Genomic DNA, 12,302 nt, shown 5'->3' on the forward strand with positions numbered 1-12,302 from the left:
CCATGTTGTCGACCTGATGCGAGGCCTCGCTCTCGTAGAGGATATCGCCGTCGAGCCGGGCGCCCGGCCTGAACGAACCGGCCTCGATCCGCCGCAGACGGCAGCCGAGGCCGAAGAGGGAGAAGCGCCGCTCCAGGAGCACCGCATCGCCGTCCGGCAGGAACGCCAGATCGGTGACGGCATAGCCGCCGGAGAGGGCGACCTCGAACGAGCCCTGTCGCGGTCCCGTGAGAATGAAACCCGTGCCGCCCTCGGCGATCCCGACGAGCGCGCCGTTCAGAGGCGAGCGCTGCGGCGCGATGCCGAGTGCCTCGAGGCCGCCATTGCTGGGCAGATCCCGGACTCCCTGCGGAACGGGAATCGGAACGCCCTTCACGATGCTCCCCGCAGCCGTGCGCTCGAACCGGACCACCGCATGGTTGCGCTCGACGCCGACATAGGCGCTGTTGCCGGAGAGCGCGAAGCTCTCGGTGTCGTAATAGCGCGAGCGCCGCATGGGCACGCCATTGGCGAGGATGAGCGGAGAGAGCACCGGACCGGACAGGCCGGAAAGCCTCCCGTCCGAAGTCTCGACACGCGCCTTCAGCACCTGCGCATTGTCGGCAAGCGCGATGATCTCCGCCCCGTTGGCGGAACGCCACAAGCCGGAAAAACCGCCGAAGGCCGAAACCGTCGAGCGCAGGTCGATCCCGGAGCGGAACATCAGGGAGCCGAAGCGGGAGCGGTCCGGATCGGCGGTCGACAGGCGGGCGATGGGCCGCGCCTCCACGTCGATGGCGGTCGCACCCCGGAAGGCCTGCGGACGCTGCGCGAGGGCGACGCCCGTGCAGGCGAGCGTCGCGGCGGCGGCGGCACCGCCGGTCAGGAATTGTCGTCGGGAAAGCCTCAAGCCACGGCTCTGCGGCGGGGTGCGCTGCGGGCCGGCGGGCCGGCATTTTCCTCGAAGAGCTCCGCGAGCTTCTCGGTCATGACGCCGCCGAGTTCCTCCGCATCGACGATGGTCACGGCGCGGCGGTAATAGCGCGTCACGTCGTGGCCGATGCCGATGGCGATGAGCTCCACCGGCGAGCGGGTCTCGATCTCCTCGATGATGTAGCGCAGATGCCGCTCGAGATAGTTGCCGGGATTGACCGACAGGGTCGAGTCGTCCACCGGCGCGCCGTCCGAGATCACCATCAGGATGCGCCGCTGCTCGGGCCGCCCGAGCAGGCGCTTGTGCGCCCAGTCGAGGGCTTCGCCGTCGATGTTCTCCTTGAGCAGGCCCTCGCGCATCATCAGGCCGAGATTCTTGCGCGCACGCCGCCAGGGCGCATCCGCCGACTTGTAGACGATGTGGCGCAGGTCGTTCAGACGCCCGGGATTGGCCGGCTTGCCGTTCTGCAGCCACATCTCGCGCGCCTGCCCGCCCTTCCAGGCGCGGGTGGTGAAGCCCAAAATCTCGACCTTCACGCCGCAGCGCTCGAGCGTGCGGGCGAGGATGTCGGCGCAGGTGGCGGCGACCGTAATCGGACGGCCGCGCATGGAGCCGGAATTGTCGAGGAGCAGCGTCACCACCGTGTCGCGGAAATTGGTGTCCTGCTCCTGCTTGAAGCTCAGGGGCTGGAACGGATCCATGACGATGCGCGGCAGGCGCGCGGGATCGAGCGTCCCCTCCTCCAGGTCGAATTCCCAGGACCGGTTCTGCTGCGCCATCAGGCGGCGCTGCAGCCGGTTGGCGAGGCGCCCGACCACGCCCTGGAGATGGGCAAGCTGCTTGTCGAGATAGGCGCGAAGGCGCGTCAGCTCGTCCGCATCGCAGAGATCCTCCGCATGGATGGTCTCGTCGAATTTCTGCGTATAGGGCTTGTAGTCGGGTCCGCGATGCTCGTTCGCGCGCGACGGCGGGCGCCAGGATTCGCCGGCATCCTCGGAATCCGCTTCCTCGGATTCCTCAGGCATCTCGCCGGAGGGGCCATCGGCCTCCTCCGTCGCGCCGTCCTCCATCTCGTCGCTGGAATCCTCACTCATCTCGACCTCGGCGCGGTCGCCTTGCGCCTCCTGCTCGGATTCGCCCTCGCCCTGCTGCTCCTGCTCCTCGGATTCGGTCTCGTCCTCGTTCTCCTCGTCCTCCGAATCGAGAGCGGCCTCGTCCGCCATGTCGAGGGAGGAGAGCAGCTCGCGGATGTTGCGGGCGAAGCTGCGCTGGTTCTCGATGTTCTTGAGCAGGCCGTCGAGATCGCGTCCGGCGCGGTCCTCGATGAAACCACGCCAGAGGTCGACGATCTTGGCAGCCGACGGCGGGGGCTTCGCACCCGTCAGCCGTTCGCGCACCATGAGCGCAAGGGCGTCCTCGAGCGGCGCATCGGCCCGGTCGGTGATCTCCTCGTATTTGCCGCCGCGGTGATAGCGATCCTCCAGCATGGCCGAGATGTTGGAGGAGATGCCGGCCATGCGCCGGGAGCCGATGGATTCCACGCGCGCCTGCTCGACCGCATCGAATACGGCGCGGGCGGCCTGGCCTTCGGGAGCGAGCCTGCGGTGAAGAGCGGTGTCGTGGCAGGCGAGACGCAGCGCCATGGCATCCGCATTGCCGCGCAGCACCGCCACGTCCTGCGGGGTCAGTCGCCGCGGCGGCTCCGGCAGGCGGGCCTTGTCCTGGCCCATGAGCACCGGACGGTCGGAAGCATAGGCGACCTCGAGATCGGGCTTGCGCGCGATCGCCTTCATGGTGCCGGCAATGGAGCGCTTCAGCGGCTCCGCCGGCGCTTCCTTCTTGTCACCTGGCTTGCGGTTCGAGATGGACATTTTTGCCTGTCGCTTCCGATAAGCCCTCATCCTGAGGAGGCCAAAGGCCGTCTCGAAGGACGAGGGCGCTTCCAGAAAACTCTGGACCCGGCATCCTCGTCCTTCGAGACGCTACGCTCCTCAGGATGAGGATGCCTGATCGTTGATTAGCTCAGCACCATGTTCACGGCGCTTTCCGGCAGTTCCTTGCCGAAGGAGCGCTGGTAGAACTCGGCCACCAGGGTCCGCTCCAGCTCGTCGCACTTGTTGAGGAAGGTGACGCGGAAGGCGAAGCCCGTATCGCCGAAGATCTCGGCGTTCTCGGCCCAGGTGATCACCGTGCGCGGGCTCATGACGGTCGAGAGGTCGCCGTTCATGAAGGCCGAGCGGGTGAGATCGGCCACGCGCACCATCTTGTTGACGATGTCGCGTCCTTCCGAATTCTCCTGATAGTGCTTCGCCTTGGAGAGGACGATGTCCACCTCCTTGTCGTGCGGCAGGTAGTTGAGGGTCGTGACGATCGACCAGCGGTCCATCTGGCCCTGGTTGATCTGCTGCGTGCCGTGATAGAGGCCCGAGGTGTCGCCCAAACCCACCGTGTTGGCGGTGGCGAAGAGGCGGAAGGCCGGGTGAGGCCGGATCACGCGCTTCTGGTCGAGAAGCGTGAGCTTGCCCGACTGTTCCAGCACGCGCTGGATCACGAACATCACGTCCGGGCGGCCGGCATCGTATTCGTCGAACACCAGGGCCACGTTGTTCTGGAGCGCCCAGGGCAGTATGCCGTCCTGGAACGCGGTGACCTGCTTGCCTTCCTGGAGCACGATGGCGTCCTTGCCGACGAGATCGATGCGGGAGACGTGACTGTCCAGGTTCACGCGCACGCAGGGCCAGTTCAGGCGGGCGGCCACCTGCTCGATATGGGTCGACTTGCCGGTGCCATGGTAGCCGGTGATCATGACGCGGCGGTTGCGGGCAAAGCCCGCGAGGATGGCGAGAGTCGTATCCCGGTCGAAGAGATAATCGGGGTCGAGATCGGGCACATGCCCCTCGGCCTGCGAGAAGGCGGGAACTTCCAGATCCGAGTCGATGCCGAAGACCTGTCGCACGGACACCTTCATGTCGGGCAGAAGGGTCGCTGTCTCGGTTTGTGCCGTCATAGGGGCCTCTCGGTCTTTGAAGTGTGTCTCGAAAATGTCATGGGCTTCTTAACCCCCATGACGGAACGGCGCAATTTCCTAATGAGCCTATCGGGCCTGCCTTATAGGTATCGCTTCAGCAGAGCCCGGCGCTTTTGAGCGTGTCGTGCGCCTTGATGATGTCGCGCAGGCGCTCCTCGAAGGAGCGGTCGCCGCCATTGGCATCCGGATGGAACCGTTTCACCAGGGCCTTGTACTGGGCCTTGATGGCAGGCCCCTCGGCCGTCTCATCGAGTCCGAGGATGTCGAGCGCCCGGCGCACGGCGCCCGTATAGCGCGGCCGCTTCGGCTCAGGCTTGGCGCGGCTGGTCCGGGCCTGGGTGAAATCCTCGCCGCGCAGGACTCCAAGAGGGTCGAAATAACCCCAGTCGCGAGGCTCCGCTTTGGCGCTCGGCCCCTCGCTCTGCCCGGAAGAGTTCATGCCCATGGTCCAGGTCGGACGGTGGCCGATGACGGAATCCTTCTGGAACGCCGCAACGGCGGAATCGGACATGCCGGCGAAATAGTTGTACGAGGCGTTGTACTCGCGCACGTGCTGGAGGCAGAAGCGCCAGTATTGCCCTTCCCGGTCCCGCCCTTTCGGCGCACGATACTCTCCCGCGGCCTTGCAGGTCGGGTGCTCGCATACCGGTCCCTTGGCCTCCTGCGGCTCCTCGCAAGAAGGCTTGATCCGGATGCGGTCGAAAAGAGGCGAGTTGAGATCCATGATTCAGCGATTATGAGTGGCTTGAGGTCCTGAGCCAAGGCCCGAGCGCTTTTGGCCGCACATCCGTTCAAAAAGGTTTTACAAATCAGCATGACCCTTCAGCACTGGATCACACGGACATTGCAGGAGAACCTGCAGCCGACCGAACTGACCGTCATCGACGAATCAGAAAAACATCACGGCCACGCTGGATGGCGGGAAGGCGGAGAAACCCATTTCCAGGTTTATATCGTATCGGAAGCGTTCTCCCGCAAGAGCCGTGTCGAGCGCCACCGCCTCGTCAATGAGACCTTGAAAGGTGCTTTCGAGAGGGGGCTGCACGCCCTGGCCATCCAGGCCAAGGCGCCGGGGGAGTAAGGCCGAAATCGACCTAGCGCGTCATGGCCGGGCTTGTCCCGGCCATCCCGATACGATGAGGCGCAGCGCTTCTCCAATCGGGATCACCGGCACAAGGCCGGTGATGACGAGAGGTGCGGCGTCATTTGATCCGCTCGAGCACGCTCACGTAATTCGCCACTGCGGCGCCGCCCATGTTGAAGATGCCGCCGAGGACCGGGTTTTTCACCTGGATGCCTCCCGCTTCCTCGCAGAGCTGCATCGCGCTCAGCGCATGCATGGAAACGCCGGTGGCCCCGATGGGATGGCCCTTTGCTTTAAGACCGCCGGAAGGGTTGACCGGCAACCTGCCGTCGCGATTCGTCCAGCCTTCCTTGACAGCCGTCGCGCCCTGCCCGTGCGGGGTCAGGCCCATGGCCTCGTATTCGATCAGCTCCGCGATGGTGAAGCAGTCATGGGTCTCGACGAAGGAGAGATCGTTGAGCTGGATGCCGGCCTGCGAGAGCGCGCGCTGCCAGGCTTCCGCACAACCCTCGAACTGGATGATGTCGCGCTTCGACATGGGCAGGAAATCCTGCGCATGGGCCGTTGCCCGGAACGCCACCGCCCGCTTCATGCGCAACGCGGTCTCCGTATCGGCCAGAACCAGCGCCGCGGCGCCGTCCGAGACGAGCGAGCAATCGGTGCGCTTGAGGGGACCTGCGACGTAAGGGTTCTTCTCGCTCTCGGCGCGGCAGAAATCGAAGCCGAGATCCTTGCGCATCTGCGCGTAAGGATTGTCGACGCCGTTCTTGTGGTTCTTCGCGGCGATCATGGCGAGCGCATCGGACTGGTCGCCGTAGCGCTGGAAGTAAGTGCCCGCGATCTTGCCGAACACGCCGGCGAAGCCGCCCGGAGTATCGCCGTCCTCCGGCAGATAGGAGGCTTTGAGCAGGATGTTGCCGATCTCAGGCCCCGGCGTCCTCGTCATCTGCTCGACGCCGACCACGAGCACGGTCTTGGCGCGCTTCGCCTCGATGGTCTTGATCGCCTGATGCACGGCGGCCGAGCCGGTGGCGCAGGCATTCTCGACCCGGGTCGCCGGCTTGAAGCGGAACTTGTCGCTCGCCTGGAACACCAGGGAGGCGGTGAAATCCTGGGCGGAGAAGCCGCCGTTGAAATGGCCGAGAACCACCTCGTCCACGTCTTCCGGCCCGATCCCGGCATGCTCCAGCGCCTCGTTGGTCACGCGGACGATCAGGCTCTCGACGCTCTCGGCATCGAGCTTGCCGAAGGGGGTATGAGCCCAGCCGACGATGCAGGCAGTCATGGAAGTCTCCTCGAAGATCGTTGTTGAGGGACAAGGTGGCCCTCTTTGGACCGTTCAGCAAGTCGTGCAAACGATCCGCAGACCTGCATCCAGGTCTTGAGCTCGGCCCTGTCCTGTCGTTCATCGATGAGCGATGCGAATCATGAAGGAGGGTCCCATGCGTCTGTGTGTCTTCTGCGGCTCCAGCAGCGGCCAGGATCCCATCTATATCGAGGCGGCGCGGGCGCTCGGCGAGACGATGGCCGACCAGGGGATCGATCTGGTCTATGGCGGCGCTTCCGTCGGCCTGATGGGCGCGGTGGCCGATGCGGCCCTCGCCAGAGGCGGCCATGTGATCGGCGTGATGCCGCAGGCGCTGGTCGACAAGGAGATCGCCCATCGAAACTTGAGCGATCTGCGGGTGGTGAGCTCGATGCACGAGCGCAAGGCGCTGATGGCGGAACTGGCAGACGGCTTCATCGCCCTGCCCGGGGGCCTCGGCACCTTCGAGGAACTGTTCGAGGTCTGGACCTGGGCGCAGCTCGGCTATCATCGCAAGCCCTGCGCCCTGCTCAACGCCGACGGCTTCTACGACAAGCTCACGGATTTCCTCGACGACGTGGTCGAGCGCGGCTTCGTGAAGCCGATCCACCGCGCCATGCTGATCGTCGAGAACGAGCCGGCGGCGCTGATCGGCGCAATCCGCGCCTACGAGCCGCCCAAGGTCGACAAATGGATCAAGGCCGGCGAGCGGTGATCGAGATCGTCGCCGCCCTCGTCTGCGATGGGAACGGCCACGTCCTGCTCGTGCGCAAGCGCGGCACCGCATTCTTCCTGCAGCCGGGCGGCAAGCGCGAGCCCGGCGAGAGCGATCTGGATGCGCTGGCGCGTGAGCTTCGCGAGGAACTCGGTGCCAGCATCGTCGCGGGATCCGCAAAGCATCTCGGCATGTTCGAGGCTCCCGCGGCAAACGAGCCTGGACGATAGGTGCGCGCGACCGTTTACTCGGTCGCTCTCGCAGGCGAGACCGCCTGCCAGGCCGAAATCGAGGAGCTGGCCTGGGTCGATCCGCGCAATCCGGGCGATATCCTGCTTGCCCCTCTCACGCGCGATACGATCCTGCCCCTCGCGCTTCGCCTTTAAGCCCTGTACGCGCCGACGCCCTCGCCGAGATTGGAATTGTTCGCCTCGCGCACCTTCGCCGCCTCCTCGTCGTAGAGGAAGGGCAGGAAGGCGAAGCGGCGCCCTTCCGTGACCTTGGACACCGCGTGGAGAAGCGGACAGGAGAACACCACCGCGCCGCCCGGAGGAGCCTTGTAGCTGCGCGGGCCGTATTCCGGGAAGCTGACCTCGCCGCCGGCGAAATCGCCGTTGAGGTTGATCGACACGGCGAATCGGCGATGGGCCGTGCCGCTCGTCGTGTTGTCGCGGTGGGCGCGGAAATGCCCGCCATCCTCCGCCGCATAGCAGGAGACGATGTAGCGCTCCATGCGCGAGGGCTTGAAGAAATGCACCCGCTCAATCTCGGGATTGATGCGTCGGATGATGCGATGCTGCACCTGCCGGATCAGGTTCGCATCCTCGATCGTATAATCCTTGCGCCGCTTGTGGTTCGGATCGTGCGCCGCAACGGTCTTGCCGTTGACCTCGCGCATGAATCCGGATTCCTCGCCGCCATGCTGTTCATAGAGACCGATCAGGTGACGGCAGAATTCCGGCTCGAATACATCCGGAATGACAAGCACCGGAGCAGGGATCTCAAAGCCGGCGAACCGTTCGACCGGCGGCAGGTCCCGGCAATAGGCCATCACCTTGGCGCGGTCGCTGCCATCCTCCTCGAACGGGAAGATGGCGCGCACGCGCAAGGTCGGATTGAGCACCATCCAGAAGCGGCGGATCGGCACCGGACCGCCGCCCGGCAGGACGTTGCGCGGCAAGGCGCCGTAGAGGCGCCCGATCAAGCCGTCGAAATCCCAGAAGTGACGGATGCCTGGCAGAACCTGCTTCGCACGCTGCTCCGACTGGTCCGACGGGTCGACGCTCACGCCGAAAAGGGCGAGCTTGTCGTCGTCGAACAGGGACCGGTGCTCCTCCTGGAAGGAGGCGAGCGTCGCGCGGCCGACCTCGTCCGATCCCATCCCGTAGAAGCACAGCACGATGTAGCGCCCGGCGACCGTGTCGAAGCTGAATTGCGGATTGCTGGTCGAGTTCTGCTTGAACCAGGGAACCGGATCGCCGACCTGGAGAACGCGATAGGCGGGCTGAGCATCGGCAGAGGCAGTGGCATCGGTCATGAAACGGTTCCGTTGGACGAAAGATGTTATGTTATTCGTTACCATGCGCGTGCCGCAGCGACAAGCTAACGTTGCGCCAGGAGTAGCAGTGCCACGCCGCCGAGAATCAGCAGCATCCCGAAGAGCTCGCGCCGGGTCGTCGTCTGCGCCATGAAGCGGTGGGACACCGCCTGCGCCATCAGCACCTCGACGAGAGCCAGGGTGCGCACGTTGGCCGCCGTGGTCAGGGCGAAGCCGATGAACCAGAACTGGGACGCAAGCGCGCCGAGGAAGCCGGCCCCGAGCGAGGGGCGCCAGGCCGCAAAGCTTGCCATCAGCGCCTTGCGGTCGAAGGCACCGAGCCAGAGCAGGAGGATCGCGGCCTGCAGGCCCAGCGCCCAGACCAGGGTTGTTGAAGCCCGCATGACCGAGGATCCCTCATCGAGGGACAGGATGGCGCCGCGAAAGCCGATCGCAGCCACCGCAAAGAAGGCGCCGGAGGCGAGACCGGACACGACCGGCTTGGTACCGGACGCCGTCAGGCTCGTGCCCGGCTTCACGGACATCAGCAGCACGCCTGCCGTCGCCACCGCGATCGCGAGGGCCATGGGCAGCGTCAGGTGATCGCCGAGCAGCAGAAGCCCGAAGAGCGCCACCTGCACCGGCTCGGTCTTGGTATAGGCCGTCACCACCGAGAAGGCGCGCTCCCGCATCGCCGAGAGCATGAGCGCGGTCGCCATGATCTGCGTCACGGCGCCGGTCAGGACATAGGCCAGGAAGGTCGCATTCGGACCGGGCACCCGCTCGCCCGTGGCGAGCGCCATTCCGGCAAGGGCGAGCACGGCGAAGGGAAAGCCGTAGAGGAACCGGACCTGGGTCGCGCCCACGGTGCCGATGGTTTCCGTCAGCCGTCGCTGGGTGGCATTGCGCCCCGTCTGAGCCGCCGCTGCGGCCAGGGTCACCGGGATCCAGATTAGGGATGTTGTCATGTCGATCTTCAAACCGCGCGGCTCTTGCCACTCTCTTGCCACGGAATTCCTTAAGAAGGGCAGCCTAAGCAAGCAAGAACCGCCCAACCTAGCCAAGGCCGGGGTTTGGCTCTAAAAATAGCCCAGCTGAAAGGCGGGGCTTTGATCGATCCTCTCCTATCGTTGAACGAAGCCAAGGAGTCGTTCCGTATGAACGTTAGCCGAGCCCTCCGCGTGACAGCCTTTGTCCTGGCCGCCCTGACCGGCGGTTCGGCGCTGGCTGCCGGCGGCCCCGCTCTTGTCGTCGAGCTTGAGTCCGGTCGCGTCCTGCATGCGGAGCGGGCGACCGACCCGTGGTTTCCGGCCTCCATCACCAAGCTGATGACGGCCTATGTCGCCCTCGACAAGGTGCGCTCCGGCCAGCTGTCGATGGAAACGCTACTCACCGTCACCGACGGCGCCGCGGCCCTGCCGCCCTCCAAGATGGGCTTCAAGCCCGGAACGGAGATCCGGCTCGACAACGCGCTCAAGATCATGATGGTCAAGTCGGCCAATGACATCGCTGCGACCATCGCCGAGAATATCGGAGGCTCGATCGACGGCTTTGCGGACCTGATGAACGCCCATGCCAGCCGCCTCGGCATGGTCAGCAGCCACTTCGCCAACCCGCACGGCCTGCCCGACGAGCGCAACCAGACCTCGGCCCGCGACATGGCGGTGCTCGCCCGCGCGCTCTTGCTGGAATTTCCCCAATACCGGGAGCTCTTCGACATCGGCGCGGTCCAGTTCGGCCGCCGCGTCATGCGCAACACCAACGGACTGATCGGACGCTATCCCGGTGCCGACGGGATGAAGACCGGCTTCATCTGCTCTTCCGGCTTCAACGTAGTGGCGAGCGCCACCCGCAGCGGCCGCCACCTCATCACCGTGGTGCTCGGAGCCCCCTCCGCCAACGAGCGCACCATCAAGGCGGCCGAGCTGTTCGACCGCGGCTTCAGCAGCAAGGTGAACTTCACCAATCCGGAACTCGCTGCCCTGCCGGCCTCCGCCAATGCGGCCCCGCCGGACATGCGCCCGGTCATCTGCGACCGCCGCGGACCGATGCCGCAGGAAGAGGACACCCCGGTTGCCGCCGAGACGGACAGCAACATTCCGAACCTCTTCTCCTCCGAGGTCATGGCCTTTGCCGGCGCTTCCGCCGAGAAGCCCCTGCGCACGGTGCTCGGCCCCCGCGCCGCCGTTCAGCCGGAGCGAGTCTGGATCGGCCTGAACCCGCCGTCCGAGGCCGAAATCGCCGCCCAGGCAGCGGCCGAGGCTGCCGCCGAGCAGGCCCGCAAGACCAAGACCAAGAAGGCGACGGCCGGAAAGAAGGAATCCACCAAGCAGACCGACGCGAAGGTGTCGGACGATGCCGATGACGGCGACGATAAGAAGCCGGTGAAGTCAACGGCAAAGGGCAAGGATCAGCCTCGCGCCAGCGTCGCGGTCAAGCCGGTCTCCGGCAATGCCAAGCCGGCTTCGAAGCCCGCCGCCGATACGAAAGCCAAGGCGTCGTCGGACAAGTCCAAGGCCACACCGGACAAGAAGCCGCCGCAGAAGGCCGACGCCTCGTCCAAGCCGAAATCGGTCGCCAACTAGAACATTTTCGGCGAAGTGGATCCGGTTCGCCGTCAAAAATGCGGCAAAGTTAAAGAGGAGAGCTGATTCCACGTAATTGGAAACGGTTCCAGCTCGATAGCCTAATGCATTCACCAGACGCCCGGTTATCGACCGGGCGTTTTGCTTGAACCCTTGTTGCCCGAACCCTTGCAATTCGCCTCCATCCGGGTGAACGGTTCGATCCCCACCGAACCGATCCCATCATGCATCACCGCTCTCCCACCAACGGCCTCCTCTTCGCCTGCCTTTCGGCCGGCCTCTACGGCATGAACATCGTCTATGCCCGCGTGGCCTCCTTCGCGGGCGCCAGCGGCTCGGCGATCGTGGTCTATCGGGTCTTCCTGATGCTCCTGCTCGTCGGCATCGTCGTCGCCGTCACCAGAAGTTCGTTGAAGGCGGCGCGAGAGGAACGCGGGACGCTCGTTCTGCTCGGAATCTCCACCACCTTCGTGAGCGTCTGCTATCTCTCCTCGGTCGCCTTTATCCCGGTGACCGTGGCCGCCGTGGTCTTCTACACCTTCCCGATCCTGATCGTGCTGGCGAGCCCGTTCGTGGAGGGCACGAAGCTCACCCCTGCCCTGCTCGGCGTCGTGGCGCTTGCCTCCCTCGGCGTCGTCCTGGTGGTCGGGCCGGCCTTCGGCGATCTCGACTGGCGCGGCCTAGCGCTCGCCTTCGGCGCAAGCATCGCCACGGCGACCCAGTTCTTTGCCGCTGCACGCTGCTACCGGACCGGCGTGATGGCGAAGATCTTCTGGATCCACGTGCTCGTCCTGCCGACCGCGGCGCTGATCGGATGGGCGGCGGGCGATCTTGCTCCGCCCTCGATTCTGCTCGCCGCGCCCTTCGCGGTCGCCATGACCATCGGCGGCTACGTTCTCGGCTTCCTGCTGCAATTCCTGGCGCTCGGGCGGATCACGGCGGTCGCCGCCGGGATCATCTACTGCACCGAGCCTGTCGTGGCCGCCATCTCGTCGGCCCTGATCCTCAACGAGACTTTGTCTCCCTTACAGATCGCCGGCGGAACCCTTGTGCTGGCGGCGATCGTCACCAACGTTCTGTTGGAACAGCGCCGCCTGAAGGGCGCGCCGCTGGTGCCGATTGCGGATTGAACCG

The 12,302-nt window shown here is 65.4% G+C and carries 13 protein-coding genes; 6 read left to right on the forward strand and 7 right to left on the reverse strand.

Going from position 1 to position 12,302, the window contains the following annotated elements; translation table 11 throughout:
* The 4 genes from JKL46_RS27895 to JKL46_RS27910 all read right to left on the reverse strand — a co-directional run.
* A partial coding sequence (locus JKL46_RS27895) for an esterase-like activity of phytase family protein (RefSeq protein WP_201839458.1) occupies window positions 1–889 on the reverse strand: 889 nt, incomplete at its 3' end.
* Complete coding sequence (cobT, locus tag JKL46_RS27900) at window positions 886–2,784, reverse strand: cobaltochelatase subunit CobT (protein WP_201839472.1); 1,899 nt, start codon at window positions 2,782–2,784, stop codon at window positions 886–888. The genes JKL46_RS27895 and cobT, both read right to left, overlap by 4 nt.
* Window positions 2,785–2,930: 146 nt before the next feature.
* The gene (gene cobS / locus JKL46_RS27905) at window positions 2,931–3,920 is read right to left on the reverse strand and encodes a cobaltochelatase subunit CobS (RefSeq protein WP_201839475.1); all 990 of its coding nucleotides are present in this window, start codon (window positions 3,918–3,920) and stop codon (window positions 2,931–2,933) included.
* A 115-nt stretch (window positions 3,921–4,035) separates the two neighbouring features.
* Window positions 4,036–4,665, reverse strand: a complete 630-nt coding sequence (locus JKL46_RS27910) for a J domain-containing protein (RefSeq protein WP_201839482.1) — start codon at window positions 4,663–4,665, stop codon at window positions 4,036–4,038.
* A 90-nt stretch (window positions 4,666–4,755) separates the two neighbouring features.
* Between JKL46_RS27910 and JKL46_RS27915 the strand changes: the two genes are divergently transcribed.
* Window positions 4,756–5,022 (forward strand): BolA family protein, encoded by a 267-nt coding sequence (locus tag JKL46_RS27915; protein ID WP_201839561.1) that lies wholly within the window; start codon window positions 4,756–4,758, stop codon window positions 5,020–5,022.
* Between the two features lie 121 nt (window positions 5,023–5,143).
* On the opposite strand, the gene JKL46_RS27920 is transcribed toward JKL46_RS27915, so the two are convergent.
* Window positions 5,144–6,310 carry an acetyl-CoA acetyltransferase gene (locus JKL46_RS27920; protein ID WP_201839484.1) on the reverse strand — a complete coding sequence of 389 codons (1,167 nt, stop codon included), beginning with the start codon at window positions 6,308–6,310 and terminating at the stop codon, window positions 5,144–5,146.
* A 157-nt stretch (window positions 6,311–6,467) separates the two neighbouring features.
* Between JKL46_RS27920 and JKL46_RS27925 the strand changes: the two genes are divergently transcribed.
* Genes JKL46_RS27925 through JKL46_RS36665 form a run of 3 tightly spaced genes read left to right on the forward strand, consistent with a single transcriptional unit; the run spans window position 6,468 to window position 7,432 of the window.
* A complete protein-coding gene (locus JKL46_RS27925) occupies window positions 6,468–7,046 on the forward strand; it encodes an LOG family protein (protein ID WP_201839494.1) in 579 nt (192 codons plus the stop codon).
* Window positions 7,043–7,276, forward strand: coding sequence for an NUDIX hydrolase (locus JKL46_RS36660; protein ID WP_343074134.1), 234 nt, complete (start codon window positions 7,043–7,045; stop codon window positions 7,274–7,276). The genes JKL46_RS27925 and JKL46_RS36660 overlap by 4 nt, the downstream gene beginning before the upstream one ends.
* Window positions 7,277–7,432 carry an NUDIX hydrolase gene (locus tag JKL46_RS36665; RefSeq protein ID WP_343074135.1) on the forward strand — a complete coding sequence of 52 codons (156 nt, stop codon included), beginning with the start codon at window positions 7,277–7,279 and terminating at the stop codon, window positions 7,430–7,432. It begins immediately after the preceding gene.
* Here the strand turns inward: JKL46_RS36665 and JKL46_RS27935 are convergent.
* Window positions 7,429–8,583: a 2OG-Fe(II) oxygenase gene (locus tag JKL46_RS27935; RefSeq protein WP_201839499.1), complete on the reverse strand. Its 1,155-nt coding sequence runs from the start codon at window positions 8,581–8,583 to the stop codon at window positions 7,429–7,431. The genes JKL46_RS36665 and JKL46_RS27935 overlap by 4 nt on opposite strands.
* Window positions 8,584–8,648: 65 nt before the next feature.
* Window positions 8,649–9,551, reverse strand: a complete 903-nt coding sequence (locus tag JKL46_RS27940) for an EamA family transporter (RefSeq protein WP_201839502.1) — start codon at window positions 9,549–9,551, stop codon at window positions 8,649–8,651.
* 213 nt (window positions 9,552–9,764) lie between these two features.
* Here JKL46_RS27940 and JKL46_RS27945 point away from each other — a divergent pair, with 213 nt between their 5' ends.
* Together JKL46_RS27945 and JKL46_RS27950 are read left to right on the forward strand one after the other, a co-directional pair.
* Entirely contained in the window at window positions 9,765–11,168 is a 1,404-nt protein-coding gene (locus JKL46_RS27945) for a serine hydrolase (RefSeq protein WP_343074136.1), read from the forward strand.
* Between the two features lie 224 nt (window positions 11,169–11,392).
* Window positions 11,393–12,298 carry a DMT family transporter gene (locus tag JKL46_RS27950; RefSeq protein WP_201839507.1) on the forward strand — a complete coding sequence of 302 codons (906 nt, stop codon included), beginning with the start codon at window positions 11,393–11,395 and terminating at the stop codon, window positions 12,296–12,298.
* The last annotated feature ends 4 nt before the right edge of the window (window positions 12,299–12,302 follow it).

The organism is Microvirga zambiensis WSM3693 (assembly GCF_016735695.1).
Lineage (GTDB): Bacteria > Pseudomonadota > Alphaproteobacteria > Rhizobiales > Beijerinckiaceae > Microvirga > Microvirga zambiensis.